This window comes from Tepidibacter sp., assembly GCF_025210165.1.
In the GTDB taxonomy this organism is placed as follows: Bacteria; Bacillota; Clostridia; order Peptostreptococcales; family Peptostreptococcaceae; genus Tepidibacter_A.
On the sequence record NZ_JAOASI010000029.1, the window covers coordinates 71,041 to 95,169 of the forward strand.

Below are 24,129 nucleotides of genomic sequence, written 5' to 3' on the forward strand. Positions count from 1 at the left end.
TTCAGGCTGAATTTTTAATTGTTTATTCAACTATAGATAAAAATAAAAGGCATTATAGCCTCTTATTTTTTAATAACTTCTCTATTTTTGAACTTAAATCTATTGAAAGTTCTTCAGCATACTCCTGACAAATACCTTCGGTGTATAAGTTAAATAAAGCTTTTTCTCTATCTGGTAAAACCAAGCACCAACCTTTGTCAGTATTAATTCTTACTCCTTCAAATAGTTCTATATCGCTATCATTACTTTGCATTATTATATTTTTAATAATTCTTCCCTTATCATCCCAATCACATTGAATTTGTTTTTTTATAAAATGAAATTCAGGAATTTCATCTACCATGTCGCTGAGTTTTATTTTATTTTGAGCCAGATAATCTATAATTTTACAAACCGCACTAATACCATCAAAATTGAATAAATATTGATCAAAATTTTCTTCATCTTTTAAAATTTCATTCATGAAGCAAGATTGAGAGTGCTTTGTTTTAGTCATTTTTACATTGTACTCTTGTGCTAATTTTTGTATTATCATAGATGCTGTATGAGGCATAACTATTTTTTTAAGTCTCTTTGATTTTAATAAAATAAGAGTTGTTAAAATATTATATTTTTCATTATTTATAACTCTTCCTTTTTCATCTATCAGCAATACACTTTCTCCATTTTGACTTAGAACAACTCCAAAATCTAAATTATTTTCAGTTATATACTTAGACATTTCGCTTAAATATATATTAAAATCTTCATAATCTTTGATGGAATAATCGTAAGATACTTCGCAACCTATTTTTTCAAAAACCTTATAAGCTAAATCCATAACATCACTACATATAGAGCTTATCAAAATTTTAGGTTTAATATTTTTTATATCATGAAGATTATTTATATTTTTCATATTTGAATCTATATAAAAATAATTAAAATTATCTACTCTTATAATATCTTTAACATCCTTTGTCTTGCATCTTTCAAAATCATCTCTGTTAAATAAATTTTCTATTTTTATTTCTGTTGCTCTATCTATATTTGCTCCATTTTCATTCATAAATTCAATATGAACTTCATCACTTTTTAAGTGATCTATACTAACATGTATACCACCTTTTGCTTTATAATGTCTTATTCCAAATCTGTTTATTGCAAGATTAGTATTTTTTATATCTATAACTCCTACTCCAGTTGAGAGTATTCCACATATCAATGAATTTTTAATTATTTGTGAAGCATTAAAACAATCGCAACTAATAACAATAGATGCATCCTTATGAATTGTAGATGCATATGCAGACCCAAGCCTTGATGCAAATTCAGGGTTTATTTGTGTATTTATATGACCATATACATCTTTATGACCAAAAATATTTTTTTCTATTTTAGTACCCCATACTACATTCTGACTTATTATTGTATCTTCTTTAATTATTTTATCTGGCCATATCTTTACATTAGGGTTTACTTTTACTCCGCAAGATAACAAACTACCTTTACCTATTGCTGATTTTTCAAATGTATTTATTCTACTTTTTAACTCTACATTATTGCACAAAACTGACCCTCTACAATGAGTACTACTTCCTATTTTAGAATTTTTCCAAAGTATACTCTTTTTTAAGCTACTGTTATTGCCTATATTACAATTAGGACCAATGATCGAATATGAGTTTATGTGTACATTATCTTTTATGCTAGAGTTTTTTGCTATATAAACAGGAGAATCTAATTTAGTATTTTTCCCAATTTCAACTCCATCTTCTATCCATACTCCCTTTTCTATTTCTCTAGCATTAATATCTACGCTAACTTTTTTATCTAATATATTAAAATGTGTTTCCATATAGGAATTCAAATCTCCTATATCATTCCAATAATCTTCTGTAATATATCCATACATAGGAATTTCATCTTCTAATAACTTAGGAAACAAGTCTTTACTAAAATCAAAATTAGTATTTTTATCAAAATAGTTTAAAACTTCAGGTTCCAATATATAAATACCAGTATTTACAGTATCACTAAATACCTCTGACCAACTTGGTTTTTCTAAAAATCTTCTAATTCTTCCAGAATCATCAGTTATAACAACTCCATATTCTAGTGGAACATCTTCTCTTCTTAAAACAATAGTAGCCTTTGATTTTTTTTGTTTATGGTATTCAATAGCTTCTCTTATATCAAGATCAGTTAATGCATCTCCACTTATAACTATAAATGTGTCATCTAAAAATTCTTGTGCATTTTTTACACTTCCTCCTGTGCCAAGAGGAATATCTTCTATAAAATATTCAAGATTTACATCCCATCTTTCTCCAGTTTCAAAATAATCTATTATAATAGATGGCATATAAGCCATAGTTACAGCTATATCTGTTATTCCATGTTTTTTTAATAAATCAATAGAATATTCCATAACTGGTTTGTTAAGTATTGGTACCATAGGTTTTGGTATATCACACGTAAGAGGTCTTAATCTAGTTCCTTTACCTCCAGCCATAATAACTGCTTTAATATTAATCACTCCTTATAAATAACAACTATTTATCTATATGTTTTCCAAATAATCAATTTAAATGCATTTAGTTTACAATCCTATTTATAAATAGTTTTAATTTTATTTTCATAGATATTGTTTTTATTGAGTTATCGCTAACAATATCTACACTTGCTATATTTATTCCATCTTGATTATAATAATTTATTTTCCCAACTTTATCTCCTACATTTATAGGATAATTTAAGTTATCTAAAGAGATAATTCTCTTAATTTTTTCTTTATCTTTTTTTACAACCCATAAGTCTTCTTTTGTTTTTAAGTTAACTTCTAATTCACTTTGTCCATATAAATATGTTTTTCCTATAAAAGTATCTTTTTTTACTAATATACTTTTCTTAAAATTATTTTTCCCATATTGTAAAAGTTCTTTTGATGCACTAGTTCTCTTTTTAGAGCTTTGACCTCCTAGCACAACACTTATAACTCTAAAATCCTTATTATTTGCATCAGTACTTTTTATATTCATAGTTGAAACCAAGCAATATCCAGCTCTTCCTGTAAATCCGGTCTTTAATCCATCAACTCCTGGCATTATTCTAAGTAAAGCATTAGTGTTATTCCCTATGAATCCCCTTTTATAATTTGTATGTGTCTGTATGCTTGTTATAGCCAAAACTTCATCTTTATAAGTATCTATCAAATATTTAGCTAATAATCCTAGGTCTCTAGCAGTAGACATATTTTCTTTAGGAGTTTCCATATCTCCATTTATTCCATAAACAGGTAGCCCATGCGGATTTATATATGAAGTGCTATTCATGCCTATTTCTTTTGCTTTTTTATTCATCATTTCAACAAATGTTTTTGTGTCTCCACCTACATGCTCTGATATTGCAACAGCAGCATCATTTCCAGATACAACCATTATTCCTTTCATTAAGTTTATTAATTCAACCTTTTCTCCAATTTTTAATCTATACGTTGACCCTCTTGTTCTAGCTGCCTTAGAACTTATCTCCACAACGTCATTTTTTGATACTTTATTATTTTTTATGCTGTCTAGAGTTACCAATAAAGTCATCATCTTAGTCAAGCTTGCGCATGGCATTTGCTGGTCTGCGTTTTTTTCATATAAAACATTTCCACTTTCTTGATCGATAAGTATAGCAGCCTTTGTATATCTATCAATATCATAATTTTGAGCATTTGATATATTTGTAAATAATACAAATATAATCATTAGTGTTGTAATTTTAGATTTCAATTTACCCCTCCTCAAACATTTACTTATTTTAATACTATTTAATATTTGCTATTTTTTATAATTTATAATTTATATAAATTAAATTTAAATACATTTTTATCTAAAAGTTGGAAATTCTAATACTCCACCTTCTTAAGCTTGAATATAAGAACTTATCAGTTTCTGGATTAGATGAATTACGTTTCATTTTATCTTGACATCTTTCTTACAACAGTAGATGTCCATGTAGCTATAACAGTTACCCCTAGGAACATTTCAATTGAAGCCAATATTTTACCTTTATAATTGATCGGTATAATATCTCCATAACCAACCGTCGTAAATGTAACTATACTAAAATACCAAGCCTGAAAGTAATCATTAATAAAATCTTTAAAATCCAAGTTTAATATATCTAAAAAGCTATACTCAATAGTCCTATGATAATTCATAGTACAATCAATATATGCGTTAAATCTAATTCCAACTAGCATATATAAATATGCAAATATGCTTATTAGAATAAACGAAAAAAACAAAACATTTTGTGGCTTTTCTCCATACCCAACTATATATTTAGATACTAAATCCATTATCTTAGAAAATATATATTTATGATATTTTTTTCCCTTTGATCCATCCTCTATAGGAGGACTTATCATTTTCCCATTGTAAAGTCTTTCTTTGTAGTAATATTTCCCACTTTCTTCATAATCACCTATTATATTCGATTGATTTTTAGCAATTCTGTATGCATTTCTAGCATCTATATACCTATTTTTATCATATCCTACATTTTCAAGTATAAATTTAGTATTAACAGAAAATCTAATTCCATCAAATTTAACTCCATTTGATATATTTTTAAATACAAACTCCTGCCCCAAAAATTTAGACATACAAAAAATAGATCTACTTTTAGTATTTACAAATTCACTTTTATCAAACGTACAATTTCTTATAAATACACAATTTTCAAAAGATGTACTTTGATTAAACTTTGTGTTTACAAAAAAAACATCTGAATAGAATTTATAATCATCAAAATACACATTTTTGTTAAACACTGCATAAGAAAAATCAAAACAAGCTTTTTTATTCAAATCACTTATTTTTATATTTGAAATATTCACATTTTGGTTGAATATAATACCTCTAAAATCATATATTTTTTCTTCTTTATTCCATAAATAATCACCAGCTTCTATATTTCCATCAAATATATTAGCTATAATTTTTTTTTCCTTTTCTGACTTGAACTTTCTATGAAATAAGCAGTATTGTGAAACATCATCTGTATATCTATAACATTTACAATCTCCAAATTCCCACTTGCATTTCATAAAATATAGACCTCCATAAAAAAATTCGTCTACTCGCTAACGCGGTGACTCATATCCTACATGATATATTATTGACACTTATGCAATTTTTATCCTTAAATAAAATACAATATATAACAAAATACATATCTGAATGGAATTTAAGATAACAACAAACATATATTTTTCATAAGTTATTGTTAAGGAGGGATATTCTATGTCTGATTTTGATAAATCAAAATTAAATGTAAATTTTATGAAAGGAGTTAATAAAATTAGTCCTATAATTCCAAGAAAATACACTCTAACTCATTCAGATGAAACTGGTGACCTTTTTTTAGATATAGGAAAAAATTATAACTGCAAAGCTATTACATCCTTTCGTGACGAAGTTTTATGCGAATGGATAAAATTTAACAATATGTATTTTTTACAATGCTATGCTTATATAAGTGGTGGTGAGTTTAATTTGAAAGAATCTGCAATAAGATACTCTATATTTAAAAAAGAGCTTCCTCTAGCTCTTACTGCTATAATCTATGGAGATAAAACTTTTTTTAAAGCACATCCATATCTGAGTAACTCTCCTATATTTATAAATTTTCATTCTATATATCCAGCTTTTAATAAAGTTGAATACTTAGGAAAAGTTAAAGACTATTTTATTTAAATAATAAAAGCCCTAATTTTAAATTGAAATTAGGACTTTTATTATTTTTTATTAAGTTATATAATTTTATGCGAAAGCTATATACATCCTCTAAAGTTTGGAAATACAAACTTAACAGTTCCTGGATTAGTCAACTAAAAATTCAGTTTGAATAAAAACTCAACCTGAATTAAATTTCACTTTATTGTAAATAAGCGAAAGGGGTTCATAATATGAAAAAAATACTCATATTAATATTGATAGTTCTATGCTCATATATATACTATCAAGTAACAGATATTAAAGTTAATAAAATAAATTTATATTCAGATAAACTCCCCAAGACTTCAAACATTCGAATACTTCAAATATCTGATATTCACAATAGAAATTTAAACAATACTAATTTATTACATTATATTAGGGAATCTAATATAGATATGATAGTTCTAACTGGAGATATTATAGATGCTAAAACTAAAAATTTTGAATGTATATATTCATTTTTAGATTCACTAATAGATATAAATCCAAATGTATATTTTGTAAGTGGTAATCATGAATGGAGAAACTCAAATAAAGATGAATTCATAAATACTCTAATAGAAAAAAAGTTAATAGATTTAAATAATTCAAATAAAGTATTTAAGAAGGATAGTGCAAAAATAAATCTTTGTGGAGTTGATGACCCTTATACAAATCACGAAAATACATACTCAGCTTTTAATAATATAAGTTCTGAATATTTTACTCTTTTACTATCTCACTCTCCTAATATTATTATAAAGTATAAAAATATCGACTCAGATCTTATTTTATGTGGTCATACACATGGAGGGCAAATCAGATTTCCTTTAATAGGAAGTCTTATAGCTCCTGGTCAAGGATTTTTGCCTAAATATGACAAAGGATTATATGAGTTAAATAATAATTTGAAGCTTTATATAGATAGTGGTGTAGGAACAAGCACTATACCTATACGATTTCTAAATAAAAGCCAAATAAGTTTAATTGTTTTAAAAAGTAAAAAGTAGATATTAACTTAAGTTAACAGTATAAAATTGCTAAAACTATATAAGGTAGGCGATACAATTTATGATTATAGATGGACATGGACATGCTTGTGGTATATATTACAATGGCGATAGCATTATAAATTATTTAGACTTGCATGGAATAGACATGGTTGTATTATGTGCAGGTGAACCCAAAAGTAACAAAAACTATGCTTATCCAATGTTGTCAAATATATTTAAAAGTACAAACTTAGGGTACTTTTTCAATAAGATTATCTGCTTTATAACAAGAATAAGTAAAGTATCTAATCACATTGATGAACAAAACAAAGTTGTATATAATCTTTCAAGAGAACATCCTAAAAGAATTATAAACACTTATTGGGTAAATCCTTTAGATGAAAATTGTATTGAAAAACTCAATAAATATTACCTATTATATAAATTTAAAATGATTAAAATGCATCAATGTTGGAATAGATTTGATATTTGCAATCAGAAAAGTAGTGAAATTATCAAATGGGCAACAAATAAAAATATTCCCATTTTTATACACTTAATATCAGAAAAGCAAGTATTACAGTTTATTAAGATAACAAATAATTTTCGAAACACTATATTTATCGTTGCACATATGATCGGTTTTGAAAAAATAAATAAAAACACTGAAAATCCTAATATATATTATGATTTGTCTGCACCACAATTATATCCAATTAAAATAGTTAAGAAAGCTTTTAAGGCAGTAGGCAGTGAAAAGCTGATTTTAGGTTCAGATACGCCTTATGGAATTGATAATATTCAGAAGATACAAAACAGATTAAAGCAATTATATCTAACTCAAAAAGATTTAGATAATATAATAGGGAACAACCTTGCTAAACTATTAAAGTTATAAATTTTATGAAATATATGCTTTTCTTAAGAAACATACTAAAAAACAAATGACATCAAAATATTAGCAAATGATTTAAATGTTTTTGTATAAAACTTGAATTACAGCGTTTGAATATCCGTTAAGAAAGTTCGTTGTTTGACCTTAAGGGAGTTCAGAACTTTTAGGAGATTCAATAAGATGTAATTCTTAGTTTTATTAAAAACATTTACAACATTAGCGGTATTTTAATGTCACTTGTTTTGGGATTAAAAGCTACAATTTTTTCAAATTGGATATTTAATCAATTGGTATTTTATAGTGAATAAATAATACAATTAAATTCAATAGTTAATTAACTTATAAATTAAAATTCTGCATTCTTAGGTGTTCTTGGGAAAGGTATAACGTCTCTTATATTCCCCATACCAGTTAAGTACATTATAGCTCTTTCAAATCCAAGTCCATATCCTGCATGCTTTGTTCCACCGTATTTTCTAAGCTCTAAATACCACCAGTAATCTTCTTCATTAAGATTCATCTCTTTCATTCTAGATTCTAGTATATCAAGTCTTTCCTCTCTCTGACTTCCTCCTATTATCTCTCCTACTCCAGGAACTAATAAGTCAGCTGCTGCAACAGTATTATTATCCTCATTAAGTCTCATATAAAAAGATTTAATATCTTTTGGATAATCTGTAACGAATAAAGGCTTCTTATATACTTCATCAGTTAAATATCTTTCATGTTCTGTTTGAAGATCGCATCCCCATTCTACTGGATAATCAAATTCTTTATCTGAATTTTTAAGAATTTCTACTGCTTCTGTATATGTTATTCTAGCAAAATCAGAATTAGCTACATTGTTTAATCTATCAAGTAAACCCTTGTCTATAAATTTATTGAAAAATTCCATTTCTTCTGGAGCATTTTCCATAACATAGCTAATTAAGTATTTCATCATATCTTCTGCTAAATTCATATAATCATTAAGATCCGCAAATGCAATCTCCGGTTCAATCATCCAAAACTCTGATGCATGTCTAGACGTATTAGAATTCTCTGCTCTAAACGTAGGACCAAAAGTATAGATATTTCTAAATGCTAAAGCATAAGCTTCTCCTTCTAATTGTCCACTTACAGTTAAATTGGTCTCTTTTCCAAAGAAATCTTTAGAATAATCAACACTTCCATCTTCATTAACAACAGGATTTTTCATATCTAGAGTAGTTATTCTAAACATCTCTCCCGCACCTTCACAGTCACTACCTGTTATTATAGGAGTATGAGTGTATACAAATCCTTTTTCTTGGAAAAATTTATGTATAGCATAAGCAGCGATTGAACGTACTCTAAAGACTGCTGAAAATGTATTGCTACGAGGTCTTAAATGAGCTATAGTTCTTAAATATTCAAGAGTATGTCTTTTCTTTTGTAGAGGATAATCACTTGCTGATTCTCCTTCAACAGTTATTTTTGTAGCCTTTATTTCAAAAGGTTGCTTTGATCCAGGTGTTAATACCAATTTACCCTCAACCTCTACAGATGTGCTAATAGATAATTTACTTAGTTCTTTAAAATTTTCTAAGTTTTCTTCAAATACAACTTGGATATTTTTAAAGAAGCTTCCATCATTTACTTCTATAAATCCAAATGCCTTTGAAGCTCTTAGTGTTCTTATCCATCCTGATATTTTTACAGGTTGGTCAGAATACTTTTGTGTTTCTCTGTAAAGTTCTTTTACTAACGTGTTTTTCATATATTACTACCTCCTTTATATTTTTCTTAAGCATAAAAAAAAGTCTTTCATCCCTATAAAGGGACGAAAAACTTTCTATTCGCGGTACCACCCTAATTGCCATAATATGGCCACTTTATATAAATACAAAGACTAGCTTTATATTTTTCATTTAATAACGGTATGAATCCGTCTAATCCTACTACCTATTTGATTTCGGTTAGAAACTCCAAGTTGTTTTTCTCTATGACTCTTAATGTTGGTCTCTCACCATAACCAACTCGCTTTAATTAAAATAATCCATAGATACTCTTCTCTTCATCGTTTTTAGATATTTTGTTTTAATTAGTATTTATATTATATTATCTTTATTTTTTAATGTCAAACATATTTTAACATCAAATATTAACTTTATTTATTTTTGATTTTCATCATCTACCCATTCTTTAGCTTCTTTAGTTGCTCTCTCGCTTGGTATAGATACATTGGTTTCATTAAATACACTTTCGCTATCTGCCCATGCCGCAGTTTCATGATTTTCAGTTAAATTCGTAAATTTATTTCTTTTATCTTTATTTTTCATATCACCCACTCCTTTAATTATATTATTTACTTAATTTTTAAATTTATTATAATTATCTAGTTATAATTAATTCTCATAGTTTATTTTTACTTGTTTTCATGGTAAAATATTTTAGATTAGTTTTTTTATAACGAATAAGAAATTACAATCGTCTTAAAATTGTGGATAAATATAATTTTCGTTATGAGTTTCAAAAAAATCCACATTAAAAATCTTAAAAAGAAAGATTTTTTATTTTAATTAATTTGTTTTTAGATGGTAATTATATAGTAGTAATTTAAGATTATATAATCACTATTAATCATATAACTCAAGAAAATATATTTGTAGGAGGATTTATTATGAAAAAAGAGTTCAAGCAAGAAATAAAAAAGAAAGTAGACTTAAAAAGTATGAGTCAAACCGAAAAAGACGTCTCTACTATGTTCGGTAAGATGATATTAAAAAAATCAATTATACCTATTATTTTAATATTATTATCATTTTTTGGAACAAACTCATTTATTCCTAATATTTGGGTAAGATTTGGAATCACATTAGCTGTTACAGCTGGATCTTTTTATTATTTGAAATTATACAGAGATAAACTTCAACAGTTAAAATACTACGAAGGAAAAGTTATATACTTTCAAAAAAAAGAAAATCAATATGAACTTTTACTTAAAAATGGAAAATTACCTATTAAATTAAATGTTAAAAAAGGTTTAGATGAAAATAATGTTAGAAAAAACCAAATATTACGTTTATATTACAATGAACCTGAAAAAATTGCTATTATAGTTAAATAATTTTTCAAAACAGAATCTTTGATTAGATTCTGTTTTTTTAATTTATGTATCTTTTAGAAGAGTTTACTTATAAATTTTATTATTTTTATTATTTTTTTTTAGATGTAACAATATAATGATATTAATTCAATTTTCTGAATTTTTGTTTTTTACTAAGGGGGCGTATTATATGTTACAAAAATCTTTAAATAAAGAAAAATTTGATGAACTAGAAGATTTTATAAACTCACTCGAGAACAAAAAAGGTGCTTTAATAGAAGTTCTTCATAAAGCTCAACATGTTTTTGGTTATCTACCAAAAGATGTTCAATTATTTATAAGTAAAAAATTGAATGTACCTTCTTCAAAAGTATTCGGCGTTGTAAGTTTCTATTCTTATTTTACTACAAAGCCAAGAGGCAAATATGTTATAAATATTTGCCTTGGAACAGTATGTTTTGTAAAAGGTGCTGATAAAATAATGGAGAAATTCGAACAAAGGCTTAATATTAAATGTGGCGAAACAACTCCAGATGGTAAATTTACATTAGAAGGTTTAAGATGTGTTGGTGCCTGTGGATTAGCACCTGTAGTAGTTATAAATGAAAAGGTTTATGGTAAGGTTACACTTGACGATGTTAAAAAAATACTTTCCAACTACAATGATGAAGTTGAAGATAAAGAATTAGCACCATCTTCAATATAATTTATATAAGGGGGGGAAAATAGTTATGAGTAAAATAAAATCATTTAAAGAATTAGTTAGTCTTAACGAAACTCTAAAACCACTTATAGATATGAGAAATAATACTCACTTTGAAAATATAAATAAAGATTTAAAAGAAATTTTAGTTTGTGGAGGAACAGGATGTCATTCTGCTCAAAGTAATGAAATAATAGAAAACCTTAAATCTAGTATTAAAAGTAATAATCTATCAAATAAAGTAAAAGTTTCATTGACTGGATGTTTTGGATTTTGTGCCAAGGGACCTATAGTTAAAATTTTCCCAGATAATGTTTTCTATGTGAATGTTTCACCTAAAGATGCTGAAGAAATAATAAGTGAACATATAGTAAAAGGTAATATTATAGATAGACTTTTATTTGAAGAACCCTCAATTAATCAAAAAGTTAAAAAACATGATGATATGTCATTTTATAAAAAGCAAATGCGAATAGCCCTTAGAAACTGCGGTCTTATAAATCCAGAAGATATAAATGAATACATAGCCGAAAATGGTTATATAGCTCTTGGAAAATCAATAACCTCTATGTCTAGAGAAGATGTTATAAGTATAGTAAAAAAATCAGGTCTTCGAGGAAGAGGAGGAGCAGGTTTTCCTACAGGTTTAAAATGGGAATCTACTTTAAATGCTTCATCTCATGAAAAATACGTTATTTGTAATGCTGATGAAGGTGATCCAGGGGCGTTTATGGATAGATCTGTTCTAGAAGGAGATCCTCACTCCGTTTTAGAAGCTATGATAATTAACGGATATGCTATAGGAGCAAACAATGGCTATATCTATATTCGTGCAGAATATCCTCTAGCTATTCATAGACTCAAAATAGCTATAGATCAAGCTAGAAAATTTGGATTTTTAGGAAAAGATATATTGGGAACAGGATTTAATTTTGATATCGAGCTTAAGTATGGTGCCGGAGCATTTGTATGCGGAGAAGCAACTGCTCTTATACACTCAATCGAGGGAAATCGCGGAGAACCTAGAATGAAAACAATAAGCTCATCTAAAAAAGGATTATGGAGTAAACCTACTTGTGTAAATAATGTTGAAACTTATGCTAATATACCTGCAATAATACTAAATGGAGCTAAATGGTACTCTAGCATAGGTACTGAAAAATCTAAAGGTACAAAGGTGTTTGCACTTGGAGGAAAAATCAATAATGTAGGACTTGTTGAGGTTCCAATGGGTACAACTTTAAGAGAAATAATATTTGAAATAGGCGGAGGAATACCTAACGGAAAAAAATTCAAGGCTGTTCAAACAGGAGGCCCTTCAGGCGGATGTATACCATCTAAGTTTTTAGATACACCTATTGACTTTGATTCTTTAAATGCAATAGGATCTATGATGGGTTCAGGAGGTATGCTTGTTTTAGATGAGACAGATTGCATGGTTAATATAGCCAAGTTCTTTCTTGAGTTTACAGTTGATGAGTCTTGTGGTAAGTGTACTCCTTGCCGTATAGGAAATAAGCGATTGCATGAAATATTAACTAGAATTACAGAGGCTAAAGGCTCTGAGCAAGATTTATATGACTTAAAAGAACTCGCCGAGACAATTAAAGATACATCTTTATGTGGTCTTGGAAAGACATCACCAAATCCAGTTCTAAGTACAATGAAATATTTTATGAATGAATATGAAGATCATGTTATACATAAAAAATGTAGCGCAGGTTCATGCCAAGCCCTACTCGATTATTTTATAACAGACAAATGCATAGGATGTACAAAATGTTCTAAAATTTGTCCTGCGGGTGCTATAAACGGAAAAGTAAAAGAAACTCATGTAATAGATAATGAAAAGTGTCTTAAATGTGGTGCTTGTTTAGATGCATGTAAGTTTAATGCCATAATAAAAAAATAGTTGGTGAGGTGATAATATGAATTTAGTGAATTTAACTATAAATAATAAAAACATATCGGTTCCTAATGGAACTACTATTTTAGAAGCTGCAAAAGGATTAAATATAAAAATACCTACTTTATGCCATTTAGACCTTCATAATATAAAAATGGTTAATAGATCTGCTTCATGCCGTGTATGTGTGGTTGAAATTGAAGGAAAAAAGAATTTATTTCCTGCATGTTCTACTCTTGTCAAAGAGGGTATGGTAATTAGAACAGATACACTAAGAGCTATAAAAGCTCGTCGTAATGTGGTTGAGCTACTTTTATCTAATCATCCTCAAGACTGTCTTCTTTGTGATAAAAATACTAATTGTGAACTTCAATCATTAGCTGCTGACCTTGGAATTTCAGAAATTAAATATAAGGGGCAAACATCAAATCATGGAATAGATAAATCTAGTTACTCTATAGTGAAAAACCTAGATAAATGCATTTTATGTAGACGTTGTGAAACTATGTGTAGTGAAGTTCAAACAGTAAATGTATTATCTGGAGTCGATAGAGGTTTTGATACAATTGTATCTCCTTCTTTTTATAATCCTATGCACGAGAGTTCATGTACCTTCTGTGGTCAATGTCTAGCAGTATGTCCTACAGCTGCATTAGCAGAAGTAAATAACATACCAAAGGTATGGAATGCTTTATCAGATGAAAACAAAACAGTAATAGTCCAAGTAGCACCTGCAGTTAGAGTTGCTTTAGGAGAAGAATTCGGAATGGAGCCTGGCAAACTTGTTACTGGTAAAATAGTTACTGCCCTCAAAAACCTAGGTTTTGATAAAGTATTCGACACTGACTTTGCTGCTGATTTAACTATAATAGAAGAAGCTTCTGAACTGGTTCATAGAATAGAGTCAAACGAAAATCTCCCTATTCTTACTAGCTGTTGTCCTGCGTGGGTTAAATTCATTGAGCATCAATTCCCTGACTTATTAGATATACCTTCAACATGTAAATCTCCACACGAAATGTTTGGAGCAATAGCTAAAACTTATTTAGCTAAAAATATGAATGTAACACCTGAAAATATGGTAGTAGTATCTATAATGCCATGTGTTGCAAAAAAATATGAAGCTGCTCGTCCAGAACTATCTAATGAAAAAAGCAAAGATGTAGATATAGTGATAACTACAAGAGAATTTGCTAAAATGATAAAAGAAGCTGGAATTGACTTTAAATCTTTAGAGGATAACAATTTTGATAATCCTTTAGGTGAGTCAACTGGAGCTTCAGTGATATTTGGTACAACAGGAGGTGTTTTAGAGGCAGCCCTTCGTACAACTTACGAATGGATTACAAATGATACTTTAGATAATGTAGAGTTTAATCAACTAAGAGGTATGGATGGAATAAAAGAAGCTACTATAAAAATAAATGATATGAATATAAATGTAGCTGTTGCAAGCGGACTTGGTAATGCTAGAAAAATACTTGAAGATATTCAATCTGGCAAATCTAACTATCATGCTATAGAAATAATGGCCTGTCCAGGTGGATGCATAGGAGGAGGCGGTCAGCCTTATCATCATGGAAATCTAGATATAATATCAGAAAGAGCAAAAGGACTATACAAAGAAGATAGATCAAAGAAAACACGTAAATCTCATGAAAATGTATATGTTCAAAATTTATATAAAGACTTCTTAGGCAAACCATATGGGGAAAAAGCACATAAACTACTTCATACCCATTACCATAAAAGAGCTATAGAGTAAAGAAAAATCGCTGATTTTTAATCGGCGATTTTTCTATTTATTAAATATATTTAGTAATATTCCTGCTGCAACTGCAGACCCTATAACACCTGCTACGTTTGGTCCCATAGCATGCATTAAAAGAAAGTTAGAAGGATTTTCTTTTGCTCCCAACTTTTGTACAACTCTTGCTGACATTGGAACAGCCGATACTCCAGCAGCTCCGATCATAGGATTTATTTTTTTACCACTTAGTCTATACATTAGTTTACCCATTAAAACACCAGATGCAGTTCCAATAGAAAATGCCGTAAGTCCCAACAATATAATCCCAATTGTTTGAACAGATAATACTATATCTGCTTCTGCCTTTGCACCAACTGTAAGTCCTAAAATTATTGTTATTATGTACATCATAGAATTCTGAGCCGTTTCTACAAGTTTTGGAACCATACCAGATTCTTTAATTAAATTTCCAAACATGAGCATACCTATTAAAGGAGCTGATGATGGAAGTAATAGAATTGTAAATGTCGCCACAACTATAGGAAATAATATTTTCTCTGTTTGTGATACAGGTCTTAATTGTTCCATTTTCACTTGTCTTTCCTCTTTTGTTGTTAAAAGCCTTATAATAGGTGGCTGTATTATAGGAACAAGAGCCATATAGGAATAAGCAGCAAGAGCTACAGGCCCTAATAAATCTTTAGCTAATTTACTTGTAACATATATAGCAGTTGGGCCATCAGCTCCTCCTATTATACCTATAGCAGCAGCCTGTGCACCACTAAAATTAAGTAATATCGCTCCTATAAAAGCGAAGAAAATACCAAACTGTGCTGCAGCTCCTAAAAGTACACTCTTAGGATTTGCTATAAGAGGTCCAAAATCAGTACTAGCTCCAACACATAAAAATATCAAAGGAGGGTATATTCCAAGCTTTGTTCCCATATATAAATAATGTAAAAGTCCATCCTCACCCATCAAATCAGCCTTTGGTAGATTAACCATTAGCATACCAAACGATATTGGTATTAAAAGATAAGGTTCATATCCCTTTTTTATAGCTAAGTATAAGAATATAAAAGAAACAATAATCATAATTAATTGCTTATATGATATAGAGCTAAATCCAGTTGATAGCCAAAGTTCATTTAGCATATTTAACATTTATTCACCACCTTTAAATCTAATTAAATATTTATCTTATACTCACCAACGATTCTCCCGCTGATACATTTTGTCCCTGAGATATACTTATTGATGAAATCTTACCATTTGAAGGTGATACAATTTCATTTTCCATTTTCATAGCTTCAAGAATGCATACTACTTGACCTTTTTTAACTATTTCACCTTCTTTAACTTGTATAGAAACAATTTTTCCTGGCATAGGGGCCTTTATGCCATCATTAGCTATACTAGATTCTTCTTGTTTTGGTTTAGAATCTTGAATTTCATTTATAGAGTTTTCAATATTTTGATCATCTTCTATCTCTTCTACTTCCACTTCGTATACTTTATCATTCAATTTTATCTTGTATTTTTTCATAAAATACCCTCCTATAAATATTTATATTAAGCTATCCTTTTAATGCTCTTAATCCTAAACTTAGAGTCTTTATTTTTACTGGCAAGAATAGATGCCATCAATGCTGCTACTAAATCATTTTCATCCTTTAGATTTTTAATATCAACCAAGTTATCATTTTTAATACTAGTCATAGCTATTTGAGAATCAATCATTTTCTCCTCTTTATAAAATATAACTTTAAATAAATTTAGTATTAAAGAAATAATGTATAAACTTAAAAACACTATTGACATACTTATAAGTGTCACTTTTAAAGCTTCCATAATATCCATATCTTATACCTCCTATACATATACTTCTATATAACAAACCTCATCTTTTAAATCACTCACTCTTCTTTTCTTCAAAAAATCTCTTGCAACCTGAGGAAAAAGTGCATACGAGAGTATATCTTCTTCATTATTTGCTAAATCCTTTATTTCATGTTTCATATCTTCAAATCCATCTTTTAATAAATCTGCTGGTCTTATAGTTGTCATTTTTTCATTTCCTATTATTTTACTTTTTATATCATCATTTATAGGTGCTGGAGATCTTCCATAAAATCCTTTTACATAATCTTTTATTTCCTTTGGTACAAGTTTATATCTTTCTTTAGTTAAAACATTAAATACCGCTTGAGTTCCAACCATTTGGCTAAGTGGTGTTACAAGAGGTGGATACCCTAAGTCTTCTCTTACCTTTGGAACTTCTTTTAAAACATCCTCATATTTATCCTGTGCATTTTGCATTTGAAGTTGAGATAAAAGATTTGAAAGCATTCCACCTGGAACCTTATATGTCAAAGTTTTGGGTTCTGCTTCTAATACTTTAGTATTTAATATTTTTTTATCTAAATATTTTTGCTTTATAGGTTTAAAATATTCAGCTACTTCTTCTAAAGCCTTCATATTTGGTTTAGGATCTTTAATACTATCTTTAAAAGTTATTGCTATAGATTCTGTAGGTGGTTGGGATGTTCCCATTGAAAATGGAGATATAGCGGTATCTATAATATCAACTCCTGCTTCTACAGCTTTCATATACGTCATAGAAGCTACTCCAGTTGTACAGTGTGTATGAAGATTTATTTCTAAATTAGTATTTTCTTTTATATTTTTTATAAGTTCATAGGCATTATACGGAGTAAGTATTCCAGCCATATCTTTGATGCATATAGAATCAGCACCTAAGCTTTCCATTTCTTTTATTTTTTTTATATAATAATCTGTTGTATGAACTTTACTTGTTGTATAAGCTATAGCACACTGACAATGTGCATTTTCATCCTTTATGCTCTTTATAGAAGTTTCAAGGTTTCTTACGTCGTTTAAAGCATCAAATACTCTTATTATATCTATTCCATTTTCTATAGATTTTTTTATAAATTTTTCTACTATATCATCTGGATAGTGTCTATATCCTAGTATATTCTGTCCTCTAAGTAGCATTTGTAATTTAGTTTTTTTTACTTTTGCTCTTATTTTTCTTAACCTCTGCCAAGGATCTTCATCTAAAAATCTAAGACAGGAATCAAAGGTTGCTCCTCCCCAAACTTCCATAGCATTATATCCAACTCTATCCATTTTCTCTAAAACAGGAATTATTTCATCTATTTTAAGCCTTGTCGCTATAAGTGATTGTTGAGCATCTCTTAATACAGTCTCATTAATTTTTAATCTGCTCATTAGTTTTTCACCTCATTTCATTAATTTACCTTAATTTTATCAATATGATTTATTTGTGTACAGTTATTGTAAAAGGTATTTAAAGCTATATAATTTATTTTTTTATTTGTTTGAGTCTGTTCTTTTTTTTTTATAAAGTTATAGATTTTTAATAACATTATTTAATTATTTTTTCCATTATTAATCATACTATAATTAATTTTTTCAAAAATAAATGCACGAAAAATCTATAGCTTTTTCGTGCATTTATTTTATAATATTATTTTTATTGAATATAGCTTTACTTTATTTAGATTCTAAATAGTTTGAAAAAATTTTCAAAAGTTTATTTGCAGTAATTTCCCAATTATACTTTTCTAATGCAAATTCCCTTCCTTTTTTACCCATATTAATTGCTGTATTTTCATTATCTAAAAGATATTTAATATTTTGTTCAAAAGCCTTAGGGTCATCATATTCTTTAATACTAAATCCATTAACACCCTCTTCTATAACTTCAGCATTTCCACCTCGTGCAGTAGTTATAATAGGAAGCCCAGCAGACATTGCTTCATAGTGAACTCTAGCTAGCGGTTCTCTCCATTGAGAAGTACATACAAATATATCTCCCATATTATAGTATTTATTTATTTCATCTGGAGTTAAAAAACCTGTAAATATAACTGGATTTTTTAATTCTTTAGCCATGTGTTGTAATAACAATGTATAGTTGCTAGGTGTATTAAGACCATACCATTTACTGCCTACACACATCAGTACAGTGTTAGGATGAGAATTCATAACTTCTTTCATAGCTTCAAACAAAACATGGGGTCCTTTATTTTTAGATAATCTGCCTACATAAAGAATAACCTTTGAATTTTCAATCCCATATTCTTTTCTCATATTTATTCTATCTTTTACAACATCTTCGCTCCAAAATGGTTTTATTTTATTTGAATCTACAGCTGAATATACTACATTTAATTTACTTTTGGCTGTTGGATATATACTTTTTACTTCATCTGCTACAAATTCACTTACGGTAGTAATAAACTTAACTCTATCTATACATTCTAAAGCCATCTTAGGTTCAATTTTTTTAGGGAGTAGCATTTCATTATGAAGACTAAGACTTAAAGGTGTATTAGGTAGAACTTCATTCAATATAGATATCCAACGCGGTCTATTAAATACATGGATTAAATCAAATTCATCAGTAATTTCATTTTTAACATTATTTATATATTCATCAGCATTATCTCTTTGTACTCTAATGTAAGTTACATTGTCCTTTTTCTCTTTAGATTGCAGTTTATCATTTGCTACACTAAAAACTGTTATTTCATGATATTTAGATAAAATAGGCAGTATACCCTGTATATATATTTGAATTGCTCCTCCTAAAACAGGAGGAACAGGTAGCATTTCTGTACAAATAAATGCAATCTTCATAAAAACCCTCCTTCTTAATAAAGTAACACTAAATTTTTAATGTAATTATCTATTAAAATTTTCTTTATACATTATATTTAGTTAATTTACAAATGTGATTTTTAATTATATCCTTAAACATAAAAAAGTCTTCCTTTTAAAGATTTTCAATGTAGACTTTTTTGAAACTCATAACAAAAATTATACTTATCCACAATTTAAAGATGATTATAATTTCCTATTCGTTATAAAAAATAGCATAAATGCTTATATAATAAACATCTATGCTATATTAATACTCATCTATTTAACTCTTAGTAATTTTTTTTCATTTTCCTTATTAGCTGCATAATATAATTTAGCCCATACAAAGAATATTGCACCCATCAAAGACCATCCTATTATAATTCCCCACTCATAAGGCCAATTAAGAGCAGCTGGAGCACCTGGTAGATATAATGTTAACATACCAAAGCTTAATAAAACAGCTATACTTCCTACTAATTTACCACACTTAATCTTGTATGGTCTTTTCATATTTGGCTCTTTGTATCTTAAAACTAAAAATGATATTGTTACGATTAAGTAAGCCATAACTATTGTAATTCCACCTGCATTGACAAGCCAACTAAGCATTTGTCTTCCAAAAAAAGGTGCTATACTAGAGAACATACCTACTAATAAAATAGCATTAGTTGGTGTTTTGTACTTTGGATGTATACGAGCTAAAAACTTAGGAAGCATTTTTGAATCTGCCATAGCATAAATAGCTCTACTTCCCCCTACATAAAATGAATTCCAACTAGTTAATATACCTCCAATACCAGCTACAACCATAAGCTTTCCAGCTAAAGCACTATTATAGTATACAGCCTTCATAGAATCTGCTGTAACCATACTAGATAAATTCAATTCAGTTTGATTAAGTGATAAAGATACAGCATAAATAATCATTACATACCAAAATATGGCCATAACTACTGATAATATAAGTATCCTTCCAATTTTCTTAAACGGCAAGTTAATTTCTGCAGCAGACTGAGGTATAACATCAAAACCTACAAACATAAAAGGTGTCATTATAAGAACAGACAATACACCCTTTGGTCCATTAAGGAATAAAGGCTTTGTGTTAACAACATCACCATTAACTAAAGCTCCTAAAAAAAACAAAATTCCTATAGCAACTACTATAAATGTTAAAACCCCTTGTAAAAAAGCTGCTGGCTTTACACCAATATAATTTATAGCAGTTATAATAACTGAACTTACAACACCTACTAATACCCATGTAAAATTCACATCATACCCCATTATAGTATACATGTATCCCTTAACATAATTAGGAAACAAATATTCTACTACGGTAGGAAGTGCAACTGCCTCAAATGCGACAACAGATATGTATCCTAATATAATAGACCACGTACATATAAATGACATATTCTCTCCTAATGCTCTATGGCTAAATACATGCTCACCTCCACACTCAGGCATTGCTGATGTTAATTCTGCATAAGTTAATCCTACAAACAATACCATAATACCACCAAGTATAAATGCAATAGCTGCACCTAACGATCCAGCTTTTTTTATCCATTCTCCTGCAAGTACAATCCATCCCCATCCTATCATAGCTCCAAAAGCTAATGCTAAGACATCTTTTTTAGATAGTACTCTATTAAAATCCTTGGACTTACTACCCACTTTAAATTCCCCCTTTAAATACTCAGTTCCCATGAAGCAACTTCCATTATATATTTAAGTTGTTTCATCGCCCAAAAAAAATCTCTTTTTTATTTATATGCTTTTTTTTGAGATTTGTTCCAAATAATTATATAACCAAATCTTTTCATTACAATTATATCATATTTTTACATTTTTTGAAATATCTTTTTGCTATTTACGTTTTAAATTAGATTGGACATAATTTATTTTTTTTGTTATTATGTGAAAGAATACTATTTCAAAGGAGAGTATAATTATGGAAAAAAAAGATGTTCTAGCCGTAGTTGGCACAAAAGAAATCACAGTAGCTGATGTTGATTCTGCAATTCAAAGCTTAGGTCCTCAAAGAGCTATGCAATTTCAATCAGAAGAAGGAAGAAAAAAACTTTTAGAAGACTTAATTAATCAAGAATTATTTTATTTAAATGCTGTAGAAAATAATGCTGACGAAGAAGAAGAATTTAAAAATGAAATGAAGAAAATAAAAGAAAACTTCTTAAAGCAATATGCTATAGGAAAATTATTAAGCGAAGTAAGAGTTGAAGAAAAAGAAGCTAAAGAATTCTATGAAAATAACAAAGAGCAATTCAAATCTCCTGAAGGAGTTCAAGCTAGCCATATACTTGTAGATGATGAAGCTAAAGCTAAAGAAATATTAGCTGAAATAAACGATGGTTTATCTTTTGAAGATGCAGCTAAAAAATACTCTAAGTGCCCTTCAAAGGAAAGAGGTGGAGATTTAGGATTATTCTCAAAAGGACAAATGGTTCCTGAATTTGAAAATGCAGCTTTTAGTATGGAAAAAGGTGAAGTTAGTGAGCCTGTTAAAACTCAATTTGGATATCATATAATTAAATTAACTGATAAAAAGGATGCTGACACAAAATCTTTTGATGAAGTTAAAGACAATATATATGCTCAATTAATACACAAACAACAACAAGTTACATACTTTGAAAAAGTAGAAGAACTAAAAGCTAAGTATAGCGTAACTATAAACGAATAGGATTAAAAAACTCTTCTTTAATCTAAGAAGAGTTTTTTCTATTTATACAAGCGTCTAATAATATTTAGATTTAAAAAAATCACAGACATTTTCTAACGATTGTATAAGCATTTTCTGATCACTTTGATTCAAAGTAGAAACCATATTTTCTATAATCTCATAATGAAATTTTTCATGTGTTTTGTAAACAAGTTTTCCTTTTTCTGTTAAATCAACAATTACTATACGTCTATCTTCTTCTGTCTTGACCCTTCTTACATACCCTTTTTTCACAAGTCTATTAATAGATATAGTCAATGTCCCAACTGTAATTTTTAAAGCCATAGCAATTTCGCTCATTTTTCTAGGTTCATTTACTCCAATGGCTTGAATAGTTCTAATTTCATTTACTGACAAATCATTGAATTGGCTCTGAGCAAATATTTTTTTTTCTATATCTGTTAAATCATAAAAAATACTTGTTATTAATTTATTTAATGTTTTAACATTTTCATTCATATTTGTCACCACTCTATGTTTATATAGTATTAAGTTTTTCAGTAGCTTCTTCTATAAGTTCCTTTATAAGATCGTGTACAGGAACTATTTTATCTAGTTTGTATGCATTACTTCCGCTAAATATGAGTCCATTTTCTATATCTCCATTGACAGCACTAACTAATGCCTCTGTTATACAGTATGGAATATTTTTGGGACTACAACCAGATATACAATTATAACATTTTCCAACTGGAATATTTCCCATTTTAGTTCTTTTAACAAATTCATTATTAATAGCTCTTCCAGGCATACCTACAGGACTTTTTATAAGTTCAATATCATCTTTTTTAGAGTTTATATAAGCTTTTTTGAAATCTATATGTGCTTCACATTCATCAGTAGCTACAAATCTAGTTCCCATTTGAACTCCATCTATACCAGCTTTAATATATTTAGCTATATCAAGGCCATCAAATATACCTCCTGCTACAACAACCGGTATATCTTTTTGGTATTTGTCTTTAAAAGGATTTAAACTTTCTTTAACTTCATTTATTATTTTAACTAAATCAATGTTCTCAATTGATGCCAATTCACTTATAGAAAATCCTAAATGCCCTCCAGCCTTAGGTCCTTCTACTATGACCATGTCGGGAACATAATTGTATTTTCTATCCCAAAGCTTTGATATTAATGTAGCGGCTTTTGCTGATGATACTATTGGAGCAATTTTAGTCTTTGATCCTTTTATAAGTTCTGGTAATGACTTTGGAAGACCAGCTCCTGATATTATTAAGTTTACCTTTTCTTCTACTGCAGTCTTGACCATTTCCTTATAATTTTCCATAGCAACCAAAAAATTAACTCCTATTATTCCATCAGGACTTAAATCTTTTGCTCTTTTTATTTCTCTTCTTAGAGCTCTTATATTAGCTAATTTATTATTAATTCTAAAATCATCTTCCTTATATCCTATTTGTACTCCTGATATAACTCCAATTCCTCCTTCATTAGCAACAGCTGCTGCCAATTTGGCACCTGATACCCCAACACCCATTCCTCCTTGAATGATTGGAACTTTAGCTATTAAATCTCCTATATTTAAAGATGGTAATTTCATAAATTCATCTTCCTTTCATTTTTATTTTGATAATCAAACTTTTTGATAATCAAAGTATATATAAAAATATATAAAAAGTCAA

At 28.5% G+C, this 24,129-nt stretch carries 21 protein-coding genes and 1 other annotated feature; of the genes, 8 read left to right on the forward strand and 13 right to left on the reverse strand.

Going from position 1 to position 24,129, the window contains the following annotated elements; all coding sequences use genetic code 11:
- Positions 1-52 precede the first annotated feature (52 nt).
- From N4A48_RS04520 to N4A48_RS04530, 3 genes are all read right to left on the reverse strand, one after another.
- A complete protein-coding gene (locus tag N4A48_RS04520) occupies positions 53-2,494 on the reverse strand; it encodes a sugar phosphate nucleotidyltransferase (RefSeq protein WP_293664620.1) in 2,442 nt (813 codons plus the stop codon).
- Between the two features lie 82 nt (positions 2,495-2,576).
- Positions 2,577-3,758 (reverse strand): D-alanyl-D-alanine carboxypeptidase family protein, encoded by a 1,182-nt coding sequence (locus tag N4A48_RS04525; protein WP_293664621.1) that lies wholly within the window; start codon positions 3,756-3,758, stop codon positions 2,577-2,579.
- 188 nt (positions 3,759-3,946) lie between these two features.
- Positions 3,947-5,080 carry a potassium channel family protein gene (locus tag N4A48_RS04530; RefSeq protein WP_293664622.1) on the reverse strand — a complete coding sequence of 378 codons (1,134 nt, stop codon included), beginning with the start codon at positions 5,078-5,080 and terminating at the stop codon, positions 3,947-3,949.
- Between the two features lie 196 nt (positions 5,081-5,276).
- Between N4A48_RS04530 and N4A48_RS04535 the strand changes: the two genes are divergently transcribed.
- The 3 genes from N4A48_RS04535 (at position 5,277) to N4A48_RS04545 (ending at position 7,622) form a co-directional block, all read left to right on the forward strand.
- Entirely contained in the window at positions 5,277-5,729 is a 453-nt protein-coding gene (locus tag N4A48_RS04535; protein WP_293664623.1) for a staygreen family protein, read from the forward strand.
- Positions 5,730-5,941: 212 nt separating this feature from the next.
- Positions 5,942-6,742 (forward strand): metallophosphoesterase, encoded by an 801-nt coding sequence (locus tag N4A48_RS04540; protein WP_293664624.1) that lies wholly within the window; start codon positions 5,942-5,944, stop codon positions 6,740-6,742.
- Positions 6,743-6,803: 61 nt separating this feature from the next.
- Positions 6,804-7,622: an amidohydrolase family protein gene (locus tag N4A48_RS04545; RefSeq protein WP_293664625.1), complete on the forward strand. Its 819-nt coding sequence runs from the start codon at positions 6,804-6,806 to the stop codon at positions 7,620-7,622.
- Between the two features lie 343 nt (positions 7,623-7,965).
- On the opposite strand, the gene asnS is transcribed toward N4A48_RS04545, so the two are convergent.
- Together asnS and N4A48_RS04555 are read right to left on the reverse strand one after the other, a co-directional pair.
- Positions 7,966-9,357 carry an asparagine--tRNA ligase gene (gene asnS / locus N4A48_RS04550; protein ID WP_293664626.1) on the reverse strand — a complete coding sequence of 464 codons (1,392 nt, stop codon included), beginning with the start codon at positions 9,355-9,357 and terminating at the stop codon, positions 7,966-7,968.
- 56 nt (positions 9,358-9,413) lie between these two features.
- Positions 9,414-9,667: a binding site (T-box leader), on the reverse strand.
- 84 nt (positions 9,668-9,751) lie between these two features.
- Positions 9,752-9,919 (reverse strand): CDIF630_02480 family spore surface protein, encoded by a 168-nt coding sequence (locus N4A48_RS04555; protein ID WP_293664628.1) that lies wholly within the window; start codon positions 9,917-9,919, stop codon positions 9,752-9,754.
- A 341-nt stretch (positions 9,920-10,260) separates the two neighbouring features.
- On the opposite strand from N4A48_RS04555, the gene N4A48_RS04560 reads away from it, so the two are divergent.
- The 4 genes from N4A48_RS04560 to N4A48_RS04575 all read left to right on the forward strand — a co-directional run bounded on the left by N4A48_RS04560 (position 10,261) and on the right by N4A48_RS04575 (position 15,060).
- Positions 10,261-10,707, forward strand: a complete 447-nt coding sequence (locus tag N4A48_RS04560; RefSeq protein WP_293664629.1) for a hypothetical protein — start codon at positions 10,261-10,263, stop codon at positions 10,705-10,707.
- Positions 10,708-10,876: 169 nt separating this feature from the next.
- A complete protein-coding gene (nuoE, locus tag N4A48_RS04565) occupies positions 10,877-11,392 on the forward strand; it encodes an NADH-quinone oxidoreductase subunit NuoE (RefSeq protein ID WP_293664630.1) in 516 nt (171 codons plus the stop codon).
- 25 nt (positions 11,393-11,417) lie between these two features.
- Entirely contained in the window at positions 11,418-13,301 is a 1,884-nt protein-coding gene (locus N4A48_RS04570) for an NADH-quinone oxidoreductase subunit NuoF (protein WP_293664631.1), read from the forward strand.
- Positions 13,302-13,317: 16 nt separating this feature from the next.
- Positions 13,318-15,060, forward strand: a complete 1,743-nt coding sequence (locus N4A48_RS04575) for an NADH-dependent [FeFe] hydrogenase, group A6 (protein WP_293664632.1) — start codon at positions 13,318-13,320, stop codon at positions 15,058-15,060.
- A gap of 33 nt (positions 15,061-15,093) precedes the next feature.
- Here the strand turns inward: N4A48_RS04575 and N4A48_RS04580 are convergent, their stop codons facing one another.
- From N4A48_RS04580 to N4A48_RS04605, 6 genes are all read right to left on the reverse strand, one after another.
- Entirely contained in the window at positions 15,094-16,209 is a 1,116-nt protein-coding gene (locus N4A48_RS04580) for a sodium ion-translocating decarboxylase subunit beta (protein ID WP_293664633.1), read from the reverse strand.
- Between the two features lie 31 nt (positions 16,210-16,240).
- Positions 16,241-16,591, reverse strand: coding sequence for an acetyl-CoA carboxylase biotin carboxyl carrier protein subunit (locus N4A48_RS04585; protein ID WP_293664634.1), 351 nt, complete (start codon positions 16,589-16,591; stop codon positions 16,241-16,243).
- Between the two features lie 26 nt (positions 16,592-16,617).
- A complete protein-coding gene (locus tag N4A48_RS04590; RefSeq protein ID WP_293664635.1) occupies positions 16,618-16,905 on the reverse strand; it encodes an OadG family protein in 288 nt (95 codons plus the stop codon).
- A gap of 12 nt (positions 16,906-16,917) precedes the next feature.
- Entirely contained in the window at positions 16,918-18,300 is a 1,383-nt protein-coding gene (locus N4A48_RS04595) for an oxaloacetate decarboxylase subunit alpha (RefSeq protein WP_293664636.1), read from the reverse strand.
- Positions 18,301-18,585: 285 nt separating this feature from the next.
- Positions 18,586-19,734, reverse strand: coding sequence for a glycosyltransferase family 4 protein (locus N4A48_RS04600; RefSeq protein WP_293664638.1), 1,149 nt, complete (start codon positions 19,732-19,734; stop codon positions 18,586-18,588).
- Between the two features lie 282 nt (positions 19,735-20,016).
- Positions 20,017-21,420 (reverse strand): APC family permease, encoded by a 1,404-nt coding sequence (locus N4A48_RS04605; RefSeq protein ID WP_293664639.1) that lies wholly within the window; start codon positions 21,418-21,420, stop codon positions 20,017-20,019.
- 277 nt (positions 21,421-21,697) lie between these two features.
- Here N4A48_RS04605 and N4A48_RS04610 point away from each other — a divergent pair, with 277 nt between their 5' ends.
- Positions 21,698-22,447, forward strand: coding sequence for a peptidylprolyl isomerase (locus tag N4A48_RS04610; RefSeq protein WP_293664640.1), 750 nt, complete (start codon positions 21,698-21,700; stop codon positions 22,445-22,447).
- Between the two features lie 54 nt (positions 22,448-22,501).
- Here the strand turns inward: N4A48_RS04610 and N4A48_RS04615 are convergent, their stop codons facing one another.
- A complete protein-coding gene (locus N4A48_RS04615; RefSeq protein WP_293664641.1) occupies positions 22,502-22,945 on the reverse strand; it encodes a MarR family winged helix-turn-helix transcriptional regulator in 444 nt (147 codons plus the stop codon).
- Between the two features lie 19 nt (positions 22,946-22,964).
- Positions 22,965-24,047, reverse strand: coding sequence for an NAD(P)H-dependent flavin oxidoreductase (locus tag N4A48_RS04620; protein WP_293664642.1), 1,083 nt, complete (start codon positions 24,045-24,047; stop codon positions 22,965-22,967).
- Between the last annotated feature and the right edge of the window lie 82 nt (positions 24,048-24,129).